We start from the raw sequence: 21791 nt of genomic DNA on the forward strand, positions 1-21791 counted from the left end.
TCCGTGGCTCGGAGCGCCGAACGCGGAACCCTGTCCTACGGGGTGCCGAGCGGGATGCGGATGGTGAGCAGGGCGACGTCGTCGTCGTTGTCGGTCGGACGGGTGCGCTCGAGCAGGAGGTCGGTGAACGAGTTCAAGGGCCGATGGGCGAGTGCGGCCGCGTGCCGGCGCAGGCGCTCCAGACCGGTGTCCAGAAGCTCTCGGCGGGTCTCGATGAGTCCGTCGGTGTAGAAGACGAGCGTGGATCCCGGCGGGAGCACCGCTTGCGCGTCGTGGCGCGGACGGTCGGTGCCGGTGCCGAGGAGGAGTCCGTTGCCCTCGTGGAGATAGCGGGTCACTCCGTCGTAGTCGACGAGCAGGGGCGGTGGGTGGCCTGCGCTGGTCCAGCGCAGGATCCAGTGTCCGGCGGGGTCGCAGGCGAGGCGGGCCAGGATGAGGGTGGCCATGCGGACGTCGGTGATGTGCCTCATCGCCTGGTCGAGGTGCTGCACGGTGCGGTGCGGGGGGTTGTCCTGTGACCAGGTGTAGGCGCGCAGCATGTTGCGCAGTTGTGCCATGCCGGCGGCCGCGTCCAGGTCGTGGCCGACCACGTCACCGATGACCAGCGCCGTGTCCCCTGCCGGGAGGGTGAACGCGTCGTACCAGTCTCCGCCGACGTGCGAGGCGTCCGGGGCGGGCAGATAGCGCGTGGTCATCTCCACCCCCGACAACCGTGGGAGCTGGGGCAGCAGGTAACGCTGCATGGTGGCGGCGATCTGGCGCTGACGCTGGTAGTGGCGCGCGTTCTCCAGAGCGATGCCGATCCGGCGCGCTATGTCCTCCACGAGGGCCAGATCGTCCGTGGTGAACGCTTCGTCGCGTCGGGTGCGCCCCAAGGTGAGGGCACCGACGACCTCGTGGGGTCCGCGGATGGGAGCGATGGCCGCGGTCTGGATCCCGGTCGCCTCGAACAGCTTGCGCTGTTCCACCGCGATGCCGGTGTCGGGGGGCCCGTCGTAGGTCTCGGGGCCCGCGAGAGCCGAAGCCGCACCTCGCAGGGCTTTGGACAGGGGCATGGGGGAGGAGGCGGGAATCGGGGGCATGGGGCCCTGCAGGTCCTCACGGATACGCAGCACGGAGTCCTGTGCCTGGACGACCAGCGATCGCGTGACCTCGTCCCCCTCGACGATCAGGTCGATGACCGCCCAGTCCGCGAGCCGCGGAAGCATCAGTTCGACCACTCGGCGCAGGGCCCCGTGCACGTCGACGTTGGAGATCAACTGAGCGGTGGTGTCGGCCAGCAGGGCCAGACGCTCACCCTCCGACAGGGCGCGGGGCGACGCCGCCGGCCTGCCCGCGTCCTGCTCGGGTGTCTCGGCGGGATGGAACGCCACCAGGGCGACCACGCCCTGCTCGTTGGGTTCGCAGGGGAGGGAGAACCACTGCCCCGGCAGGAGGGTTCCGTCGCCGCGGGGATACCAGTTGCGGCCCGTCCGAAACGCCTGTTGAAGCGGTGGGCGTGGTTGGCCGCTCTCCCTCGGGACCGGCCGTCCGCGCGCGTCGCGGTGCAACAGATCGTGGGCGTCGTGCCCGATCACGTCGTCGGCGCCGCGAAGGAGGAGATCGAGAGCGCGCGTGTTGACCCAGATGATCCGCCCCGACTCCCCGACGGCGTACACGCCCGCACTGGCGTGCTCGAGGGCCGCGCTCACACTCAGCTGATCGATGACCGTCGGCGGTGCGGTTGAGCGGTCCGTCATCATGGCTCCTCGCATGACAGGGGGCTTTGCCCGCCCGTCCGGTCGAGTCCCGGACAGGTCCTGGGCAGGCAGCGTGATCAGGAGAAGCCGCTCCGCGGCCGCCGTGGCTGCCGTCCCACCTGACCACGTCAGAGGGGGCGGGCAGTGCAGGGGCTGCCGGGACGGATTCCCTGAGGAGGCTGCTCTTGTCCGAACCGCCGATCGCCGTCGGCCACGAGAGCCGAAGTCCCCCTTTTCTAGCACGCGTTTACGGACTGGACGCGCCCGGAATCGAGCAGGTTGTGTCCGGGACCGCGCCACGCCCTCGGTTCTGGCGGTCCGGTGGGCCGGCACCGCATACTCGGGGTCTTTCCCGCCCGAGGAGAGTCCGGCCCGGTGTCAGTGGCCCGTGACACGATCATCGGCATGGCATACGTCGACGAGCACAACGTGACCGGGCTGGCGGGAGAGCACGGCGTTCCCGCTGACGTGGCAGGGGAGCTGGCGGGGCTGCTGCGACCGTGTGTCCTGCTGGTGGGGGACGCCGATCTGCCCGAGGCCGCCCGGGAGGGCCTGCGTCCGGCCGGACGCACCGGCGGGCTTCCCCCGCTGCCCGAGGGTGCGGAAAGGGGCCGACAGGCGGACCCCTTCGTACTGGTCGTCGACTGCGCGGCCCTGCCCCGCGACTACCTCGACATCGACCTTCCCCCGGACGGGCAACTGCTGTTCTTCACCACGTTCGAGTACGAGCCGGAGGACTCCGCCGTTCTCCACGTCCCGGCCGGTGTCCCGAGCGCGGAACGTCCGTTGCCCGAGGACGTGGACGCTTCGAAGGCGGCTGCTTACGAACCGCGTGTGCTGTACCCCGTGCCGGGACTGACCATCGACCACGAGTGGCCCGGAGCTCCACTGGTGCAGGCATTCTTGGACGGCGAGGGCGACGGCGACGGCGATGGCGACGGCGATGGCAAGGACGCGGAGGCGGTGGACCGCTTCGTAGCGGCCCTGGTGAACAGCGTCCACGCCGGAACCGCGCCCCACTCCGTCGCGCAGATCGGCGGATTCTCCGACCAGTGGCAGGTGCCGCCCGACCAGGACGGCCTGGTGCTCCTGGCCCAGATATCCGGGAACGGCGTCGACCACGGCCTGTTCACCTTGAATCTGATCGTGGGCACCCGCCAGGACATCGCGGCCGGACGCTGGCAGAACCTTCATTTCGAGCAGCAGTGCTGAGGTACGCGGCGTCGCCTGCCCTCACCACCTGAGCATCGCTGTCACGAGTCTTCTCCGGAGACCTCCGGCGCCTTCTCGGCCGCGATCTGGGCGCGTTCCTCCTTGATCTCGCGACCGAGGAAGTAGTTGAGCGCTGTTCGAATGGCCGCGATCGCGGCCAGCTGGCCGATCTCGCGAAAGGTCGGGGAGATGGCCGTCCGCAGGATGTCGGAGGCGAGCTGGAACTCCAGACCCAGGAGCAGGAAGCGCCCCAGGGTGAGACGCACGGACACGAAGATCTCAGGCTTGCGTTCCCGCAGTCCAACCGTGACAAGACGGGAGAAAGCGACGACCGCGCCGACGAAGATGATGATGGCGCCGCCCGCCTCCACCAGGCGCACCAACATATCGACTCCGGTACGCAGGCCGGACTCGGGCAGCAGGTCACCGATGCTGAACATCACGGCAGACGACTCGTCCTCCCTGGCTACTCTGTCAGGCTAGGCGCTCGCGCTCTCCTGTGCCCCGGCGCGAACGGGGGTGAGGAGCCGGATGGGTGACCCGGTCCACGGCCGCGGCCCTGGTGCTCTCGCCGGGGCGCTTCAGCGGGCCATGTGGAAGGGTGCCGTTCCTGTGGCCCGGGCTTCGAGGACCGCTCGGCCGTGCTCCGTGGTCGGGAAGCGGTCCAGCATGGCCCGCAGCTCGAGGGCTCCGACGTTGGCGCCGAACGGTTCCGTGCCGGGTTGCAGTCGTACGCCCTCGATGAGTGGGCCGGCGTCCACGGGGTCGAAGCCGAGGGCGTTCACAAGGTGTGCGACGGCGGTCAGGTCGTGCGGGTCGTCGCCGGCGAGGGCGATCGCCTTGCGGCCGGGCGTTCCGGCGGGCAGGGCTCCGTCCTCGAGGTCGTGGTACCCCATGTGGTTGAACGCCTTGACCACGTGCGAGTCGGGCAGGAACGCCTGGACGATCTCGCTGGTGGAGACGGCAGGGTCGGTGAGGTCCTGCCGTGGGCCGTCGACTTCCCACCAGTAGTTCATCGCGTCGATGACCAGCTTTCCCCGCAGGGCTTCGACAGGGAGACTGCGATATTTTCCCAGGGGGAGCGCCAGGACCACGACCTCCGCCCCGGTCGCCGCCTCGTCCGCGGTGACGGCGACCGCCCCGGGGGCGAGCACCTCGATGGTGAGAGCGATGTTCTCGACCGCGCCGGAACCCGCGATCAGCACGCGGTGGCCGGCGGCGAGAGCCAGCCGTGCCAGTACGGTCCCTACTTTTCCGGCGCCCAGGATGCCGATCGTGCGCGCGTCGTCGTTGTTCATGGTGTCTCCCTCTCCCTCGGTCAGCCGGCCAGGATGTCGCGGACCATGGGAATCACCTTCGTGCCGTACAACTCCACCGCACGCAGCCGGGCGCTGATCGGCTGCGCGCCCGCGGTGTAGATGAGGTCGAAGCGGCCCACGCCGAGGTCGCCCACGGCGCGGGCGATCTTGCGCGCGACCGTCTCCGGCGAACCGATGTACAGCGAGCCGTGCTCGATCTCGGCGTCGAACTCCGCGCGGCGTATCGGCGGCCAGCCGCGTAGCGCGCCGATACGGTCGCGGATGGTCCGGTAGCTGGGCCAGAACACCTCGCGGGCCTCCTCGTCGGTGTCGGCCACGAATCCCGGCGAGTGCATCCCCACGGGGTGTGCGGTGGTGCCGAACTGCGCCGTGGCCCGCTGGTAGAGGTCGATGTAGGGCGCGAAGCGTGCGGGGGAGCCGCCGATGACGGCGAGCATCAGGGGAAGGCCGTAGCGGGCGGTCCGGACGACCGACGGGGGTGAACCGCCGACACCGACCCAGGTGGTCAGGTGGCCGGATTCGGTGGGAGGGAAGACCTCCGCCTCTTCGAGGGGGGCCCGGACACTGCCCTTCCAGGTGACGGGCTTCTCGTCGAGCAGCCGCACGAAGAGTTCGATCTTCTCTTCGAACAGCTTGTCGTAGTCGCTGAGGTCGTAACCGAAGAGGGGGAAGGACTCCGTGAAGGACCCTCGTCCCAGGATCACCTCGGCTCGCCCGTTGGACAGGGCGTCGACGGTCGCGAAGCGCTGGAAGACCCGGACGGGGTCGTCGGAGCTGAGGACCGTCACGCCGGAGGACAACCGAAGACGCTTGGTCCGCGTGGCGATGCCGGCGAGCACGGTTTCCGGCGTGGAGACCGAGTACTCGGGACGATGGTGCTCCCCCACCGCGAGGACGTCGACGCCGATGTCGTCGGCGAGAACCGCCTCGTCCACGAGCTGACGGATCGCCCGGGCATGGGAGACCTGTGCACCGGAGTGGTCCACCGGCACGTCGCCGAACGTGTCGAGGCCGAAGTCGAGATCAGACATGACGGGACTCCTTCGTGAGCAATTCCCGCACCCGTGGGGCGACTTCGCGCCCCAGCAGCTCGATGCTGCGGGCGCGGGCCTCGCGGGGGAGGTGCATGATGTCGTACTTGAGGTCGAAGCGGCTCAGACTCAGGTCACGGGCAGCCGTGGCGATCTTGCGGGCGACGGTGTCGGGCGAGCCGACGTAGAGCGCACCGTGGTCGATCTCGTCGCGGTAGACGTCCCAGGTCGGCGGATAGAAGCCGCGTTCCTTCGCGAGGCCGGTCACCACCGGCTTCCAGTACTCCCACCAGGTCTCGGTGGCTTCCTCGTCGGTGTCCGCCACGAACCCCAGCGAGTGCTGGCCGATCGGCTGGGGGTCGTGTCCGGCCTGCCGCAGGGCGCGTTGGTAGAGATCGACATGACGGGCGAAACGCTCCGGGCGCCCACCGATGATGGCCAGCATGAGGGGGAGGCCGTAACGGGCCGCGCGGAGGACGGAGTTGGGGCTGCCTCCCACTCCGATCCAGGTGGGGATCCCGTCCTGGCGCATCCGGGGACGCAGTCGCTGCTCCGACAGCGGAGCGCGAAAGGCGCCGGACCACGTCACCGAGTCCTCCCGCTGGAGCCGCATGAGCAGTTCGAGCTTCTCCTCGAAGAGCTCTTCGTAGTCACTGACGTCGTAACCGAACAGCGGGAACGAGTCCGTCGCCGAGGCGCGTCCCACGACGAGCTGGGCGCGGCCGTTCGAGACCGCGTCGAGCGTGGAGAAGTCGTGGTAGAGCCGCACGGGGTCGTTGGTGCTCAGCACGGTCACCGACGTTCCGAGGCGAATGCGCCGGGTGGCGGAGGCGATGGCGGAGAGCAGCACCGGAGCTGAGGTGTCGACGTGGCCGGGACGGTAGTGCTCGCCGACGCTGAAGACGTCCAGGCCCACGGCCTCGGCATGGCGCGCCTCCTCGACGAGCAGCCGCACGGTTTCGGCGTCGTCAAGGACGCGTCCGGCGTCCGTCGCGACCTCCCCGAATGAGTTCAGACCGAAGGTGAGTGTCGCGGTCGTCATGGCGTCCTCCTCCGATGGTTCCCGGACGGCGGGCCACCTGAGAGATGCGGGAGTAGCATGTGCTTGATGAAGCAAGTATCACTCGACATGATTGACACGTCAAACAAAGAGGCGGCCAGTGGTGAGTGAACGACGGAGCCCGTATCCCGATGCCGAGGAGCTACGGGTGTGGCGCGACTTTGTCGAAACCGCGCAGGCACTCCATGACGAGCTGGCCGCCCGCCTGCAGCGGGACTCCTCCTTGTCGCCGGGCGACTATGCGGTGCTTCTGGCGCTCGGCGAGGCCGCCCGTCACACCCTGCGGTCGTCGGAGCTGGCCGAGACCATGGGCTGGGAGCGCAGCAGGCTGTCGCATCACCTGGGACGGATGGAGCGCCGCGGGCTGATTCGGCGGGACAAGTGTGCGACCGACAGCCGCGGCGCGGAGGTGGCACTCACCGACGAGGGCGCCCACGCCTTCCGGGCGGCCCTGCTGCCGCACCTGCGTGCGATCCGTGAGGTGTTCGTCGATTCGTTGAGTGCGGAGCGGATCGCGGCCGTCGGTGACGCGATGGCCGCGTTGCGCGCCGCCCGGGGAATCCACCGGCGCTGACAGGGAACGGTCCTGGCCGAGTTCGCCATACGCGGCCGTGCGTGTGTCCGGGGTCTACCGGGGTGGCGTGCGTACGTCGGTGAAGTCGAAGCAGCCGTGACGAGCACGTGCGATCGCCGCCCGCCCCGTCCGTCAGCTGGAGGCCGGCGCGGTCTCCTTCTTGCGGGCGCGGTAGGCGGCCGCCTTGATCTTGTTGCCGCAGGACTCCATGCCGCACCACTGCCGTCGCATCCCGCGTGAGCGATCGATGTAGGTGCGGGTGCACTCGGGGTTTCCGCACTCCTTGAGCAGGGGTACGTCCGGTCCGCTCAGCAACTCGATCGCGAGCCGCGCCACCGTGGACAGCGCCTCGTCGGGCGTCGCGGCCGTCCAGCGTCCGGAGGGGGTGAGCTGGGGCACGGCAGGCGACTTACGCGCGGCGCTGTTGACCACGGCGAGGGCCCCGTGACCGAAGTCCTCACCGAGGCGACGCGCTGTGACCAGCTCGTAGACCGCCTCACGCACGGCCTTCGCCTGCTCCACGTCGGTGCCCTGAGCGGGGGAGACGGCGTCCACGACGCCGGACTCCGTGTACCACGCGTCCAACCTGTCCGGCGTCGCGAACATCTCGAACCGGACCGAGCGCCGCGCGCGCAGGGTCGCGGCGAAGTCGAGGGCCGGATTCCCGCAGACGAAGACGTGGTCGAGGTTCACATCACTAGTCTGACAGGTGACTGTGTGACTGCCAAGGCGCGCCTGTGGAGGCCGACGCGCGGATGGGCGCGTCGGCCTCGCGGCTCACATCCGGTTCAGCCGAAGGGTGGCCGTCCCGGTCGGTCAGGCGGCGCGCAGCGGAGCGAGCGCGCCGGCCCACGCCACGACCTGGTCCAGGGTGGTGACGAGGGTGTCCCGCTGGATGTCGGCCGGCGTGAAGGTGGAGAAGTTCTCGAAGTCGGTGAACAGCGAGAGGGTCACCTGGGATCGGACGTCGGCCAACTGGAGCTCGCCGGCTATGCCGCGCAGGTGCTCCACGGCGCGGGTGCCGCCGACACCGCCGTAGCTGACGAAGCCCACGGACTTGTTGTTCCACTCGGCGTAGAGGAAGTCGATGGCGTTCTTCAGGGCGCCCGGCACCGCGCGGTTGTACTCGGGAGTGACGATGACGTACCCGTCGAAGGACGCGATCTTCTCGGCCCATGCCTGGGTGTGGGGCTGGGTGTAGTTGCCCATCGACGGCGGGTAGGCCTCGTCCAGCAGCGGCAGCTTGTAGTCCAGTAGGTCGACGAGCTCGAACTCGGCGTCGGTGCGCTCGATGGCGACTTCGTGCACCCAGCGGGCGACGGCCTCGGCGTTACGGCCCGGCCGGGTGCTGCCGATGATGATTCCGATCTTGGTCACGGGAAGGCCCTTTCGTGCGGACAGCAGCGGCTGGTGAACACACCGCCATAAGTACTTGCCTAGCGAAGTATGCCGAGAGGTGATTGATGGGTCAAGTAAATGGGCCCAGGTGCGCCGCGGCGCGCTGCTTCGGGCGGGCTTCCTCATGGGCCGCTCCGCCTCGCCGTGGTGAGGGCGAACCGTAGAGGTCACCTTCTGAAAGGTGATGGACGCCCGGCCCTGGGCTCAGAGGCGGTCCGCGTCGACGACGGCCTGCGTGAAGGCGGCGGGCGCCTCCTGGGGCACGTTGTGACCGATGCCCGCCAGCGTCCGGTGGTCGTAGGGACCTGTGAAGCGGTCGCGGTAGGCGGCGCCGTTCCCCGGCGCGGTGAACGGGTCGCGCTCGGGGTCGAGGGTGATGGTCGGCACGGCGATGACGGGACGCGTGGCGAGAACCCTCTCGTAGCGGTCGTAGCGCTGCTCGCCTTCGGCGAGACCGAGCCGCCAGCGGTAGTTGTGGATCACGATGGCCGCGTAGTCCGGGTTCTCGAAGGCGGTGGCCGTCCGCTCGAACGTGGCGTCGTCGAAGTCCCAGGTCGGGGACACGGTGTCCCAGACGAGTCGGCAGAGGCCGTGCCGGTCGGCCTTGTCCTCCATGGCCAGGCGGCCCCGCTCGGTGCTGAAGTAGTACTGGTACCACCAGGCGTACTCCGCCTGAGGGGCCAGCGGCTTCTGCTGTGCCGCGACGTTCGTGACGAGGTAACCGCTCACGGACACAAGGGCTTTGACGCGCTCGGGCCACAGGGCCGCGATGATGTCGGCGGTGCGCGAACCCCAGTCGAATCCGGCGAGCACGGCACGTTCGATCTTGAGGGCGTCCAGCAGGGCGATGATGTCCAGGGCCACCGCCGACTGCTGGGCGTTGCGGAACGTGCGGGAGGACAGGAACCGCGTCGTGCCGTGTCCGCGCAGGTACGGGACGATGACCCGATAGCCCTGGGACGCGAGCCGGGGAGCGACGTCCACGAAACTGTGGATGTCGTAGGGCCAGCCGTGCAGGCAGACGACCACGGGGCCGTGCGCGGGGCCGGCCTCGGCGTAACCGACGTCCAGCAACCCCGCCTTGACCTGCTTCAGCGGCCCGAGCGAGGTGTGCGCGGCGGGGGCGGTCGTGGGCGTGGTCGGCGTCGGGGTGGCGCCCCCGTCGCGTCCGGTGGCCGAGGCGTTCGCGGTGTTCTGGAAACCGGCCAGCGAAGCCGCGGTGGCGCCGGTTCCGATGCCGAGCGCCTTGTTGAACGTACGCCTGTTGAGCATAGGGTCCTCCGTCGTGCGGTTCCTGAGTTCGACATGCCGACCGCAGGGGCTGCCGGCGGGTCGTCGCGGGCTGCCGGTGCGGGTGTGACCTGACCGTGCCACAGGTGCCGTCACCGGTCAAGCAGGTGACGTCGCTCTGCCGTCCCTGCCGGATGCCACCGAGGCCGTCCCGTCCCTGTTTTCGGACGCGATCGGCGCGTCGCCCCCCATCGGGCACTTCAGAGAAGAGCGAGATCTCTTTTCGCCTCCAGGGTCACGAGACCCGCCTTTCACCTGTGCGGACAACACCCCACGGATGCCGACGAGTTGAGTCGGGATGCGACGGATCGATTCCATGCGGCGACCGCAATTCCACGCTGCGTGTGCGGATTCGGGAGCTCGTCGGCATGCGCCGGGCCATGGTCGTACCTAGGGTGGAATGCGTCTAAATCCCGCGAACAGATTGTTCGAGGGTGAGGAGGCGGACGGCGATGGCGAAGGTACTTTTCATCGTGAGCGGCGCGACGTACTGGGTGTTGAAAGACGGGACTCGATACGCGACCGGCTACTGGGCCGAGGAATTCGCGATGCCGTACAAGGCGATCACGGAAGCCGGCCACGAGGTCGTCGTCGCGACCCCCGGCGGCGTGACACCGAACGTCGACATGATGAGCCTCAGGCCATCCATGGCCGGAGGCGAGGACGGCGCCCTGGAACTCGAGGAGATCATCCGCTCCGCCGAGGTCATGCGCCGACCCCTGAAACTCTCGGACGTGCGCCTCGAGGACTACGACGCGGTCTACCTGCCCGGCGGGCACGGGCCGATGTCGGACCTGGCGTACGACGCTGACGCAGGCCGACTGCTGACCGCGCAACTCGCCTCGGGCAACCCACTGGCGATCGTGTGTCACGCCCCGGCGTCCCTCCTGGCCACCCGGATACACGGCGTGTCTCCCTTCAGGGGCTACCGGGTCACCGGGTTCACCAACGAGGAGGAGGAAGGCGTCGGCCTGGCCTCCCGTGCGCCGTGGCTGCTGGAGGACGACCTGAAGGAGAAGGTGGGCGTCGACTACAGCCGCGGCCCGATCTGGGAGCCCTACATGGTCGAGGACCGCAATCTCGTCACCGGACAGAATCCGCACTCGGCGGCCGTCCTGGCGGACCGGTTGCTCGAAATCCTCAAGTGAGCATGTCGTAGGGCTGCGCGCAGCGCATCGCGAGGCTTGTCTTGTCTGACGTCAACTGCCCTGATGGGGGCGGCTGTTCGTGGCGGGGCCCCTACTGCGGTGCGATGCGCTGCAGCACCTCCGTGGCGGCGGCGATGTCGCAACCGTCCAGGCGTGAGAACACATGGCGTCGCACACTCGCGAGGTTGGTCGGCCACGCGGCCTTCAACTGAGTCCAGCCCGCCTCGGTGAGGGCGGCGAGCCAGGACCTGCCGTCGTCGGGAGATTTCTCGCGCACGACCAGGGACCGGGCCTGCAGCCGGTTCACCACCCGTGTCATGCCGCTCAAGGACATTCCGCACAGGTTGGCGAGTTCACTCATCCGCATCTGGTTGTGCGGTGCCTCGGAGAGGTGCACCAGGACGAGGTACTCGGTGCTCGAAATGGGGTGCTCGTCCAGCATGTCGGCATCGACGACCCGGGGAAGCAGAGCCATCACACGGCCCAGGGCCCGCAGGAACGCCTCCTCGTCGCGGTCGAGGGGCTCGATGTGCATCACGTCTGGCATGGCCACAGTCTAGATCTCCGGCACGCGAAGCCCGCGCGGCGCCCACGACGAGGTGAGGGGCCCGGCCCGGTGGGTTCGGCCGGGCCCCTCACCTCGTCGGCAGGTCGATCAGTTCCCGTCTTCCCAGTGGTGGGACACCGGGGTCGCCGTGACGTCGTTCGCGTACACGAGGACGACCCGGTGGTTGTACTGGATGGTGTACATCTTCTTGGCGCCGAGGACGACGGTCCCGCTGCTCTTGAAGTAGTCGTCGGTGACGGCCGGAGGCTGCGTCGCCACGTACGCCTGGCCGGCCGGGACGGTGTACACGCTCAGCGCTGACTGCGTCGACGGGCTCAGTCCGGCCGGGTACTCGGAGGCGTCGGGGTAGCTCTGCCCGTACACGGCCACCGGGGTGGCGCCTGCGGGACGGATCAGCTTCACACCGTAGGTGATCTTGGCGTTCCTGCCGTCCGGATTGTGGAACCACACCTCGGCGCCGCTGAACCAGATCGCGGTCCAGTCGCCCCGCACATCGGCGACGACGAACTGCTGCCCGGACTGGGCGGTGCTGCCCCAGTCGCTGATGCGGTTCGTGCCGTCACCGCTCCCGTGGATCGCCTGGTCGCCGAAGAGCGGCGCGGACGCGTCCGGGGCCTTGCGGAGATAGACGAAGTTCGACGCCTGCTGCCTGTCCGCGCAAGGCGCCGAGGGGTCCAGCGGATCGTCACCGGGGCAGACCCGCACGGTCTGAACGTTGTCGGCGAACGTCGGGTCGACGGTCACGACCTGGCCCACGTCGGGGACGCGATGCGCGCCACCGTACGGCCGGCCGAGCAGCGTCATGAAGTGGTCCCGGTCCCAGGCGTTGCCCGGGTCCCAGTGCATGCCGGACACATAGGCGTCTGCCGGACCGGCAACGTTGTCATGACCGATGACGTGCTGACGGTCCAGGGGGATGTCGAACCGTGCCGCCAGGTACCTGACCAGAGCGGCCGTGGACTCGTACTGGGCCTCGGTGTACCAGGTGGCGCCGTTCGCGGCGTACCCCTCGTGCTCGATGCCGAGGGAATGCATGTTCGTGGAGTAGTTGCCCGCGTGGAAGGCGATGTCCTTGGTGGGGACCATCTGGGTCACCGCGCCGTCGGACGACCGCATCACGTAGTTGGTCGCGGCGTTCTTGGTCGGCGACGCCAGGTCCCTGACGCCGGCGTCGTAGGTCGACTCCAGGTCGTGGATGACGATGGTGTCGATCCGGATGCCGTTCGCGGGCCGGTTCGACACCTGGAGACCCACCGAGGAGCCGGGCACGAACGTGCACACCACGCTCGGCGGGCACTCGGTGTCCGCGGTGTCCGCCGCCTTCAGGTGCAGCCGGTCCACCTGTGCGGCCGAGGGGCGAACCGAGGGAGTGGCGCCGAGCCGGACGCGCTGGCCGTCGTGCGTCACACGGGAGGCACCCTTGCGGAGGGTGCCGAAGACACGGTCCGCGAAGACGACAGCGCCCTGGCGCTGCGTCGACTGACTGTAACGGGCCACAGCGCCATACCACTTGGAGGGGTCCGTCGGCGTGCTGCCGGCCACCGTCCTCTCGTACGACGCGAGGAGGGCCGCGCCGCCGCGGATGTTCGCCCGGGAGTCCGTACGCAGGGCGTCCGGGGACAGTCCGGTCAGTTCTGCGGCGGCCTGCAGGGTGTGCAGGGCCGGCTTCGCAGCCAGGGCGGCAAGGTCCTCGCGTCCGACGGCGCCCGCGTCGCCACCGGCCATCATGGCCGGGGTCACGTCGGTGAGGTGCATGGGTCCGAAGCCACCGTCGGTGCTGTGCCGCGCGCCGTGGGCGTCCCATGCGGACTCCTGGTAGGCGACGCCGAGCAGAACGTCGACGGGAACGTCGTACTCCGCGGCGGCGGAGGCGAAGTCCTGTTGCCGAGTGGTGCCGGCGGAGTCGTTCGGGCCGGCGGCGAACGCGGTGAACTGCAGCGTGGCCAGGCCACCTGCGGCCAGCGCACCGGCCGCCACCAGGACGGGGAGCCGCAGCCGTCTGTTCCTCTTGTGCAAGACGAAGATCCTTACGTGGGGTTCGAGTGAGAGGCCACGAGGTGAGCCGCAACAGGACTGCCGAGCGGCACAGTTGAGTTCGTGATCGGAAGCAGAGCTGATTCACCCTCGAGTCCAGCGACGAGGTGAACTACGACTGCACGTCCCGCCGTAGCGGGCGCGGTGTGCCGCGGTCGGCCTCCGGATGCACAGGTACCTTAAAGGAATCGGTCGGCACGGTCACACCCGCCCTGTGGTTCCGCCCGGCAACCGGATTCGACTGGCAGGTCCTTCCGGCACGTCTTCGACGCAATCAGCCAAATCGCTCCGGACGGACGAAAGATGGCAACTCGTTCGGCGCTCCAACGGTCAGCGTCGGCTGAGATGCGTTCTTCCCCTCCGCGTCGCCTGCGCAGGTTTCGGAGGGCTGTTCGGCGAGGTCGGTGCGGGAGTCGTCACGGTCGTTCGAGGTCCTCGGCGTCGGACCGACCGCCGTGCGCCGAGCTGCCGGGTTCGGGACGGGACGACCACGAGACCCGGGCCGCCATCATGAGCAAGACCATGCTCAAGCGCTTCGCACAGCCCGGGGAGATCGTGAAACTCGCTGCCCTCCTCGCCTCCGACCGGGCGTCGTACATCACCGGCGCCACCTATGCGGTGGACGGCGGGGCAAGCTCCTGGCGATCCCGGTCGCGTCACTGCCTTGACAGGTGACGGGCGAGGGGACAGGCTGATGGCCATCCGGGATGCCGGAGTGGTCGGGCCATCGGTCGGACCGTGCGGCGGCAAGGGAGAGGGAGTCATCGTGGACACTGAGGGTGCGATGGATGCGGCGGTGCGGCAGGCCCGATTCGGCAGGCTCCCCGAGCGCATCGGCTTCGACCGGATGGTCCAGGAGCAGGCCGCGAACGGTCCGAGTGGCGCCTCATACAACCCTGAGGCCTCCTGGAACCAGTTCTCCTGTCTCGCCCTGGACCTTGGGCTGTGACCTGAGCCGAGCTGATCGCGACGCATCGCCACCGAACGCAACCGAGAGGGCAGGCGTCGGTGAAGCGTATGAACTCCGAGTCCGCCAGCTGTTCAGTCGGAGTTCTTCGATGCGGTGGAGACACGAAGCTCCGGGCGCCTCGCGAGGCTGTACGTCACCGTTCGCTGCTGCTTGTGCCGCTGGACGCGCCCCTTCGCCACCAACGACTCCAGCGTGTTGCGTACGACTTGGGGTGTCGGGCTGCGGTCCGGGTGCTTCGCCAGGAGTTCTTCCCGCACTTCCTTGCTCGGGCGCGGCTCGTCATGACCGGCGAGCAGCTCCAGCAGAACGCTCCCGAGCTGCGACCTGCGCGACTTCCCCTTCGTGTCGGACGCGGTTGAGCGGCTCTGGTCGGGCATGCGTGACGGGTCGGGCAAGCCTTCGTACCGCTCGGCCAGCCTCAGGATGTCCATCAGCATTGCTTCTTCCTGCTGCAACACCGAGATCCTGTCGGTCAGTTCCCTCTGGCGACGGCGGTTCTCCTCCAGATCCGACGCGGCCTGCTCGACGTACCGTGATCGCAGCGTGGCGGCCGGCTGGCTGGTCACAACCGTTCACTCCTTCATGCCTCATGGATGACGTTGCGCATACTACCCATGGATGCAGAGATGTAACTTGACCTAACAATTACATTCGGCTGTTGGCCCGGACGGCCGAGTGGCGATCCGTGAGGTCGTGGCTAGGGTTGTGGTATGGCCAGGAACGATGGGAAGCACGGCGAGGCGGACGGGTGGGAGGACCGGGTTCGTACGGCTTCCACGTCGTCCGACCCCGAGGTGGTCCGAAGCCTGGTGCGCGACGTCTACCGCACCGCGCAGGACGAGCTGGACGCGCAGCGGGCCCAGGCGGAGTTCGAGCGCGAGGAGTGAGCCGGCCCGAACGCCGAGATAGAGGGCTCTGCCGAGTTGTGTGCGTTCAGAGTCCCGTCGTCGGTGGACCCGGTCGAAGCCCTACTCCGCGGGTTCGTGCGGTCGTTGGGGGTCCCGGTTCAGCAGGTAGCCCGCCACGGTGTTGGTCACGGCCACCAGGGGCACCGCCACCACCGCACCCCCGATGCCGGCGATGAGGCCCCCGGCGGCCACCGAAAGAATGACGCCCAGGGGGTGGACTCGTACGGCCCGGCCCAGGATGAACGGCTGCAGGACGTGTCCCTCGAGTTGCTGAACGCCGAGGACGATGAGCAGGACCAGGAGGGCGGTGAACACGCCCTGGGTGACGAAGGCGACGATCACGGCCAAGGCTCCTGAGGCGACCGCACCGACCAGCGGCACGAACGCGGCAGCGAAGATGACGACCGCCAGCGGCAGCGCCAGAGGCACCTTGAGGATGTAGATCCCCAGCCCGATGCAGACAGCGTCGATGAACGCGACGATGACCGTGCCGTGCACGTACGCGGTGAGGGTGTGCCAGGCGAGGGGTCCGGCGCCGTCGATCGCGGAGCGGGCGGGTGCCGGGGCGAACTTGAGGGACCATTCCCAGATGCGCGGTCCGTCGTAGAGCAGGAACAACGTCGAGAACACCGTGAGCAGGACGCCGGTCAGGAGTTCCGCGAGGACCGTGACGCCGTGGAGGCCGGCGGCAGTGAGCTGGTCGCTGCTGGATCCGATGCTGTCGCCCAGCTTGTCGGAGATGTGGTTGAGCCGGGCTTCCGTGATGTGGAACGGACTCTTGAGGAGCCAGTGCTTGAGGTCGTCGACCCCGCTCTGCAGCTGATCCGAGAGGTCGTCCAGGTTGTCCATCACCTGCCAGACGACGAACCAGCCGACCAGGCCCAGAAGGAGGAACCCGCAGAGGGCCGTCGCGGCGGTCGCTACGCCTTTCGGCACCCGATGCCGTTGGAGGCGAGCCACGGTGGGCTGAAGCAGTGCGGTGATGAGGAGAGCTGCCGCGAAGGACAGCACGATCAGGTGGACGACGCTGATGACGCGGATCAGCACCCACAAGATGGCCGCGAGGACGAGCAGGCGCCATCCGACTTCGGCTCCGACGCGAATTCCCCAGGGAACAACGGAAACGGGTTCGGGGCGGCCGGGCGCGGAGGGCGTGCCTGCCGGAGGCGGAGGGGCCGGTGGGGGAGGGGGAGACGGCTGGTCGCCCACTCCCTCTTGATCGGCGTCGGCATTCTCCGGCCTCTTTGTGAACCGCACAGGCCGCACCTGTCTGTCGGAAGGGACACGGCATACCCGTAGGAGTGGTGCCCCTGCGGGCAGAGTGCCCTGACTGCCGGCACGGATAGGAATTCAATACCAATGATCAGCCGGAGCACCTCATCCCGGAGTGTGCGGGCCGTGGGATCACCTTGATGGGCCAAGTGTGCTCGCGGAGTCGCAGCCGGCCCGATCGGATCTGAGAGCCGGAAGTCGCCGGAGCGCTTCCGACGGCGAGAACAGTTAGCCTTTCCTGTGTGACTGACGAGCATCAGGATGTGTTCGAGCGCGGCACGGATGGGCCTCGGGTGGTTCTCGCGGGCGTCGATGGATCTGAATCCGCATGGCGGGCCGCGGCCTACGCCGCAGGCCTCGCGCGCAGACAGAATTCGACTCTCGCTCTGGTCTACATCCAGCCCTATATGGCGGCGAGTGTCGCCGCCGGAGTGAACGCCGCAGCGTTGACCCAAGAGCTGGCCGAAGAGGTTGCGAGCGAGATCAGGAAGGCGACCGAGAATCTGCAGGCCCTCGGAGGGGTTCGATGGGCCTTCCACACCTTCCGGGACGATCCCTACAACGGACTCGTGACGGCAGCGCGTGATCTCAAGGCGGACACGGTGGTGGTCGGCGCCTCCGAGTCCGCTGGGCACAGGCTCATCGGCTCCATGGCCGTGCGCCTGGTCAAGCGCGGACTGTGGCCTGTCACCGTGGTTCCGTGACCCTTGACGACCCCCGGTGCGAACGTCGTGCAAGGGAACGGCGTCGACCCCGGTGGCGCCTTGAGGGGCTTCGCCGTCAGGCGGGTGAAGCCTGCTGCCGACGGGCATGGAGGGCGACGGGCCGAGGAAGGACCGCTTGGTGACGAACCTCGGCCTGCCCACCGAAGTCCAGGCGTGCCTTTTCGATCTCGACGGAGTGATCACGCGTACTGCCGGTCTGCATGCCGCCGCGTGGAAGGACATGTTCGACGAATTCCTTAAAGGCCGATTCGGCCAGGATTTCCGTCCCTTCGACCAGACCGACTACGACCGATACGTCGACGGTCGACCTCGAACGGATGGCGTGCGGACCTTCCTCGCCTCGCGCGGTGTGGAACTGCCCGAGGGCAGCCCGAGCGACCCGGCGGACGCGGACACGGTCCGGCGGCTGGCGGAACGCAAGAACGAGCTGCTGCTCGGACGGATCCGCGAGAACGGCGTCGAAGCCTACGACGATTCCCTCGCCTACGTCAGGGCCGTCCGCACGGCCACCCTGCGGACGGCGGTCGTCTCCTCCAGCAAGAACTGTCAGGCGATGCTGCGGGCGATCGGTGCGGAGGACCTGTTCGACGTGCGCATCGACGGGGTGATCGCCGAGGACAGGAGCCTGCCGGGAAAGCCCGCGCCGGACACCTTCCTGGCCGCGGCCCACGAGTTGGGCGTCGCTCCCGCGGCCTGCGCGGTGTTCGAGGACGCGCTCGCGGGAATGGAGGCCGGTCGGTCGGGCCACTTCGGCTACGTCGTCGGAGTCGACCGGGCCGACCAAGCGGCCGCCCTGCGGTCGCACGGTGCCGACATCGTGGTCCAGGGACTCGGCGCCCTCCGGGAGTCGCGATGATCACCGACCCCGCGTACACCGTCGATCCGTGGTCCCTCCACGAGAGCGGACTGCAGCTCGACATGCTCGCGCAGAGCGAGTCCGTCTTCGCCCTGTCGAACGGTCACATCGGATGGCGCGGCAATCTCGACGAAGGAGAGCCGCACGGCCTGCCCGGTTCCTATCTGAACGGGGTCCACGAGTTGCGGCCCCTGCCGTACGCGGAGGCCGGCTACGGGTATCCGGAGTCCGGCCAATCGGTCATCAACGTCACCAACGGGAAGATCATCCGCCTGCTGGTCGACGACGAACCCTTCGACCTGCGGTACGGCACCCTGCGCTCCCACGAGCGCACGCTCGACCTGCGCTCCGGACTGCTGCACCGCGTCTGCGAGTGGACCTCTCCGTCGGGACACACCGTCCGGGTCAGGTCCACGCGGCTGGTTGCCTTCTCCGAGCGGGCCATCGCGGCCATCCGCTTCGAGGTGGAGGCCGTGGACACCGAGGTACGCCTCGTCGTCCAGTCCGAACTCGTGGCCAACGAGGCGCTGCCACAGGGATCCCGCGACCCCAGAGCGACCGCGGCGATCACAGCACCACTCGTCGCGGAGGAGAACTTCGCCGCCGAGATGCGGCTCCGCCTCATCCACACGACCGAGCGCAGTCGCCTGCGGGTCGCCGCCGCGGCCGACCACCTCGTCGAAGGACCTGCCGAGACGGAGACGTCGAGCGAGAGCGACGCCGACGTCAGCCGGCTCACGGTCACCTCGCAGGTCGCGCCGGGCCAGTCACTGCGGCTGACCAAATTCGTCTCCTACGGATGGTCGGCGGAGCGGTCCCTGCCGAGCGTGCGCGACCAGGTGGACGCCGCCCTCGCCGGCGCGCGCAGCACGGGCTGGGACCAACTGCTCGCGCAACAGCGGTCGTACCTCGACGACTTCTGGGAACACGCGGACGTCGAGGTCGACGGCGACCCACAGATCCAGCAAGCCGTCCGCTTCGGACTCTTCCACGCGCTCCAGGCGGGAGCCAGGGTCGAGGGCCGCGCCATCCCGGCCAAAGGCCTGACCGGCTCCGGCTACGACGGGCACTGCTTCTGGGACACCGAGGCGTTCGTCCTGCCGGTGCTCACCTACACGCATCCCGAAGCCGTGGCCGACGTCCTGCGCTGGCGACAGAACACCCTCCCCGCCGCGCGGGACCGCGCCCTTCAACTCGGCCTGCGAGGCGCCACGTTCCCCTGGAGGACCGTCACCGGCTCCGAATGTTCGGCCTACTGGCCGGCCGGCACCGCCGCGTTCCACATCAACGCGGACATCGCCGACGCGGTGACCACCTACGTGTCCGCCACCGGCGACGAGGAGTTCGCCCGCGACACCGGAGTCGAGATCCTGGTGGAGACCGCCCGCCTGTGGTGCTCCCTCGGTCAGACGGACGCCGGCGGGACGTTCCACATCGACGGCGTGACCGGACCCGACGAGTACAGCGCCCTCGTCGACGACAACGTCTTCACCAACCTGATGGCCCGCTCCAATCTGAGGGCCGCCGTCGACGCCGTCCAGCGCTACCCGGAGCAGGCCGCCGCCCTCGGCGTCAGCGCGGAGGAGGCAACTGCCTGGCGGTTGGCGGCCGATCGGACGCACATCCCCTTCAACGACGAGCTGGACGTCCACGAGCAACATGCCGGGTTCACCAGTCACGCGAAGTGGGACTTCGCGGAAACGGGAGCGGACCGGTACCCGCTCCTTCTTCACTACCCGTACTTCGATCTCTACCGTAAGCAAGTGGTGAAACAGGCGGACCTGGTCCTCGCCATGTACAAGTGCGGTGACCTGTTCAGCGACCGGCAGAAGAAGCGCAACTTCGCCTACTACGAGGCGCTCACCGTCCGCGACTCGTCCCTCTCGGCCTGCTGCCAGGCGATCATGGCGGCCGAAGTCGGACACATGGACCTCGCCTACGCCTATCTCGGCGAAGCAGCCCTCATGGATCTCGACGACCTTGAGAACAACACACGCGACGGGCTCCACATCGCCTCACTCGCCGGTTCCTGGCTCGCGCTGGTCGCAGGCTTCGGGGGCATGCGGCAGAAGGGCGCGACGCTCACCTTCGCGCCGCGCCTGCCCCGCCAACTGACTCGGCTGGCCTTCAAGGTCCAGACACGAGGGCGCTGCCTTCACGTGGAGATCGACTCCACCGCCGTCACCTACACCCTCACGTCGGGGGAGCCGTTGACCATCGTCCACGACGGAACGCAGCTCACGGTCTCCACCACCCCCTCCCGGCGCATGCCTCTCCCGGCCCAGGTCCCCGAACCCGCACCGGAGCAACCGCAAGGCCGCCGACCCGCGCAACGCCCCTGATCCCAGGATCGGTTGGGTCGACGGCGAGTGGGGGCCGCGTCCTCGCGGTCGCAGGCCGGCGCGGCTACTTCGCTTGCAGAAGGTCCTCCACCTGACGCCGGATGTCGTCCGTGGCCAGGCCGCGGATGGTCAGCGTCGTACGGCGGCGCAGTACGTCGTCGGCTGTCTCGGCCCACTCGTTGTCGCGGGCGTAGACGACCTGCGCCCAGATCTCCGGGGCGTCCGGGTGGATGCGCTCGGCGAGTTCGGGGTTCTCGTTCGCCAGGCGGGCGATGTCGAAGGCCAGGGAGCCGTAGTGGGTGGACAGGTGCCGGGCGGTGTCGGCGGCCATGCGGGGCCCGGGTGCCGGGTTGTCGATGAGCAGGCGGTGTGCGACGGCGCGCGGGTTGGCGATGCCGGGGAGCGGCATCTTCTTCGGCAGCTCGGAGATCGGCTCGATGTCCTCGCCGAGCGGGTGGCCGGGCAGCGTCTCCAGCTTCTTCAGCACGGTGCGGCCGATGTGCCGGAAGGTGGTCCACTTGCCGCCCGCGACGGACAGCATGCCGCCGCGGCCTTCGGTGACGACCGTCTCCCGCTTGGCCTTGGAGGTGTCGCCGGGACCGCCCGGCAGCACCCGCAGACCGGCGTACGCGTAGGTGATGAGGTCGCGGGACAGTTGTTGGTCCCGCACGGACAGCGCCGCTTCGTCGAGGATCTGAGCGGTGTCCTTCTCGGTGACGCCGACGTCGCCCGGGTCGCCCTCGTACTCCTCGTCGGTGGTGCCGAGCAGGAGCATGTCCTCCCAGGGGAGGGCGAAGGTGATGCGGTACTTGTCGATCGGGGTCGCGAGGGCGGCCTTCCACGGAGCAGTGCGCTTCAGGACGAGGTGCGCGCCCTTGGACAGGCGGACGGAGGGGGCCGCGTTCGGGTCCTCCAGCTTGCGCAGGTGGTCGACCCACGGTCCGGTCGCGTTCAGCACCAGGCGGGCGTCCACGCCGAACTCGTCACCGGAGCGCTGATCTCTGAGTTCCGCCCCCGTTACCCGTCCGTTCGTGAAGCGCAGGCCGGTGACCTCGGCGTAGTTGAGGACGGAGGCACCGGACTCGACTGCTGCGCGCAGGGTCATCAGAGCGAGCCGCGAGTCGTTCATCTGGTCGTCGCCGTACACGGCGACGGCCTTGAGGTTGTCAGTGCGCAGTTCGGGCACGCTCTCCGCGGCCTTGGCGGGGCTGAGCAGGTGGCCGACGCCGTCGCCGAAGGCGGAGAGGGCAGAGTAGGCGAAGACGCCCGCTCCGAGCTTCGCCGCGCCGTGCGGCCCGCCCTTGTACACGGGGAGGTAGAACGTGAGCGGGTTCGCCAGGTGGGG

General features: G+C 68.8%; 22 protein-coding genes. 9 read left to right on the forward strand and 13 right to left on the reverse strand.

Annotation, left to right across the window (positions count from 1 at the left end):
- Positions 1-35: 35 nt before the first annotated feature.
- Positions 36-1739 (reverse strand): SpoIIE family protein phosphatase, encoded by a 1704-nt coding sequence (locus AB0C62_RS07860; RefSeq protein ID WP_362970616.1) that lies wholly within the window; start codon positions 1737-1739, stop codon positions 36-38.
- 405 nt (positions 1740-2144) lie between these two features.
- Between AB0C62_RS07860 and AB0C62_RS07865 the strand changes: the two genes are divergently transcribed.
- Positions 2145-2951 (forward strand): DUF1963 domain-containing protein, encoded by an 807-nt coding sequence (locus AB0C62_RS07865; RefSeq protein WP_362970618.1) that lies wholly within the window; start codon positions 2145-2147, stop codon positions 2949-2951.
- A gap of 41 nt (positions 2952-2992) precedes the next feature.
- Here the strand turns inward: AB0C62_RS07865 and AB0C62_RS07870 are convergent, their stop codons facing one another.
- The 4 genes from AB0C62_RS07870 to AB0C62_RS07885 form a co-directional block, all read right to left on the reverse strand.
- Complete coding sequence (locus AB0C62_RS07870; RefSeq protein WP_362970682.1) at positions 2993-3391, reverse strand: DUF1622 domain-containing protein; 399 nt, start codon at positions 3389-3391, stop codon at positions 2993-2995.
- Between the two features lie 141 nt (positions 3392-3532).
- Positions 3533-4249 (reverse strand): NAD(P)-binding domain-containing protein, encoded by a 717-nt coding sequence (locus AB0C62_RS07875; protein WP_362970620.1) that lies wholly within the window; start codon positions 4247-4249, stop codon positions 3533-3535.
- Positions 4250-4269: 20 nt separating this feature from the next.
- Positions 4270-5301 carry an LLM class flavin-dependent oxidoreductase gene (locus AB0C62_RS07880; RefSeq protein WP_362970622.1) on the reverse strand — a complete coding sequence of 344 codons (1032 nt, stop codon included), beginning with the start codon at positions 5299-5301 and terminating at the stop codon, positions 4270-4272.
- The gene (locus AB0C62_RS07885) at positions 5294-6343 is read right to left on the reverse strand and encodes an LLM class flavin-dependent oxidoreductase (RefSeq protein WP_362970624.1); all 1050 of its coding nucleotides are present in this window, start codon (positions 6341-6343) and stop codon (positions 5294-5296) included. Before AB0C62_RS07885 ends, AB0C62_RS07880 begins: the two co-directional genes overlap by 8 nt.
- Positions 6344-6464: 121 nt before the next feature.
- Between AB0C62_RS07885 and AB0C62_RS07890 the strand changes: the two genes are divergently transcribed.
- Complete coding sequence (locus AB0C62_RS07890) at positions 6465-6935, forward strand: MarR family transcriptional regulator (protein ID WP_362970626.1); 471 nt, start codon at positions 6465-6467, stop codon at positions 6933-6935.
- Between the two features lie 132 nt (positions 6936-7067).
- Here the strand turns inward: AB0C62_RS07890 and AB0C62_RS07895 are convergent, their stop codons facing one another.
- The 3 genes from AB0C62_RS07895 to AB0C62_RS07905 form a co-directional block, all read right to left on the reverse strand.
- Positions 7068-7628 (reverse strand): CGNR zinc finger domain-containing protein, encoded by a 561-nt coding sequence (locus AB0C62_RS07895; RefSeq protein ID WP_362970628.1) that lies wholly within the window; start codon positions 7626-7628, stop codon positions 7068-7070.
- Between the two features lie 123 nt (positions 7629-7751).
- Positions 7752-8312, reverse strand: a complete 561-nt coding sequence (locus AB0C62_RS07900) for an NAD(P)H-dependent oxidoreductase (RefSeq protein WP_362970630.1) — start codon at positions 8310-8312, stop codon at positions 7752-7754.
- Positions 8313-8537: 225 nt separating this feature from the next.
- The gene (locus AB0C62_RS07905) at positions 8538-9605 is read right to left on the reverse strand and encodes an alpha/beta hydrolase (RefSeq protein WP_362970632.1); all 1068 of its coding nucleotides are present in this window, start codon (positions 9603-9605) and stop codon (positions 8538-8540) included.
- A gap of 470 nt (positions 9606-10075) precedes the next feature.
- Here AB0C62_RS07905 and AB0C62_RS07910 point away from each other — a divergent pair, with 470 nt between their 5' ends.
- Complete coding sequence (locus AB0C62_RS07910; protein ID WP_362970634.1) at positions 10076-10771, forward strand: type 1 glutamine amidotransferase domain-containing protein; 696 nt, start codon at positions 10076-10078, stop codon at positions 10769-10771.
- Between the two features lie 91 nt (positions 10772-10862).
- On the opposite strand, the gene AB0C62_RS07915 is transcribed toward AB0C62_RS07910, so the two are convergent.
- Both AB0C62_RS07915 and AB0C62_RS07920 read right to left on the reverse strand, forming a co-directional pair.
- Positions 10863-11318: a MarR family transcriptional regulator gene (locus AB0C62_RS07915; RefSeq protein WP_362970636.1), complete on the reverse strand. Its 456-nt coding sequence runs from the start codon at positions 11316-11318 to the stop codon at positions 10863-10865.
- A gap of 108 nt (positions 11319-11426) precedes the next feature.
- On the reverse strand, positions 11427-13355 hold the full coding sequence (locus AB0C62_RS07920; RefSeq protein ID WP_362970638.1) for an N-acetylmuramoyl-L-alanine amidase: 1929 nt from the start codon (positions 13353-13355) through the stop codon (positions 11427-11429).
- Between the two features lie 363 nt (positions 13356-13718).
- On the opposite strand from AB0C62_RS07920, the gene AB0C62_RS07925 reads away from it, so the two are divergent.
- Both AB0C62_RS07925 and AB0C62_RS07930 read left to right on the forward strand, forming a co-directional pair.
- Complete coding sequence (locus AB0C62_RS07925; RefSeq protein WP_362970640.1) at positions 13719-14048, forward strand: SDR family oxidoreductase; 330 nt, start codon at positions 13719-13721, stop codon at positions 14046-14048.
- Between the two features lie 91 nt (positions 14049-14139).
- Complete coding sequence (locus tag AB0C62_RS07930; RefSeq protein WP_362970684.1) at positions 14140-14322, forward strand: hypothetical protein; 183 nt, start codon at positions 14140-14142, stop codon at positions 14320-14322.
- A 92-nt stretch (positions 14323-14414) separates the two neighbouring features.
- On the opposite strand, the gene AB0C62_RS07935 is transcribed toward AB0C62_RS07930, so the two are convergent.
- Positions 14415-14909 carry a BlaI/MecI/CopY family transcriptional regulator gene (locus AB0C62_RS07935; protein ID WP_362970642.1) on the reverse strand — a complete coding sequence of 165 codons (495 nt, stop codon included), beginning with the start codon at positions 14907-14909 and terminating at the stop codon, positions 14415-14417.
- Between the two features lie 144 nt (positions 14910-15053).
- On the opposite strand from AB0C62_RS07935, the gene AB0C62_RS07940 reads away from it, so the two are divergent.
- The gene (locus tag AB0C62_RS07940) at positions 15054-15230 is read left to right on the forward strand and encodes a hypothetical protein (protein WP_362970644.1); all 177 of its coding nucleotides are present in this window, start codon (positions 15054-15056) and stop codon (positions 15228-15230) included.
- Positions 15231-15311: 81 nt separating this feature from the next.
- Here the strand turns inward: AB0C62_RS07940 and AB0C62_RS07945 are convergent, their stop codons facing one another.
- Complete coding sequence (locus tag AB0C62_RS07945; protein WP_362970646.1) at positions 15312-16508, reverse strand: AI-2E family transporter; 1197 nt, start codon at positions 16506-16508, stop codon at positions 15312-15314.
- A gap of 257 nt (positions 16509-16765) precedes the next feature.
- On the opposite strand from AB0C62_RS07945, the gene AB0C62_RS07950 reads away from it, so the two are divergent.
- From AB0C62_RS07950 to AB0C62_RS07960, 3 genes are all read left to right on the forward strand, one after another.
- Positions 16766-17227 carry a universal stress protein gene (locus AB0C62_RS07950; protein WP_362970648.1) on the forward strand — a complete coding sequence of 154 codons (462 nt, stop codon included), beginning with the start codon at positions 16766-16768 and terminating at the stop codon, positions 17225-17227.
- Positions 17228-17366: 139 nt separating this feature from the next.
- Entirely contained in the window at positions 17367-18104 is a 738-nt protein-coding gene (locus AB0C62_RS07955; protein WP_362970650.1) for a beta-phosphoglucomutase family hydrolase, read from the forward strand.
- On the forward strand, positions 18101-20446 hold the full coding sequence (locus tag AB0C62_RS07960; protein ID WP_362970652.1) for a glycosyl hydrolase family 65 protein: 2346 nt from the start codon (positions 18101-18103) through the stop codon (positions 20444-20446). Before AB0C62_RS07955 ends, AB0C62_RS07960 begins: the two co-directional genes overlap by 4 nt.
- Before the next feature lie 64 nt (positions 20447-20510).
- Here AB0C62_RS07960 and AB0C62_RS07965 read toward each other — a convergent pair.
- Positions 20511-21791, reverse strand: a 1281-nt coding sequence (locus AB0C62_RS07965) for an FAD-dependent oxidoreductase (protein WP_362970654.1), incomplete at its 5' end; no start/stop codon positions are given.

Source organism: Streptomyces sp. NPDC048643 (assembly GCF_040650615.1).
In the GTDB taxonomy this organism is placed as follows: domain Bacteria; phylum Actinomycetota; class Actinomycetes; order Streptomycetales; family Streptomycetaceae; genus Streptomyces.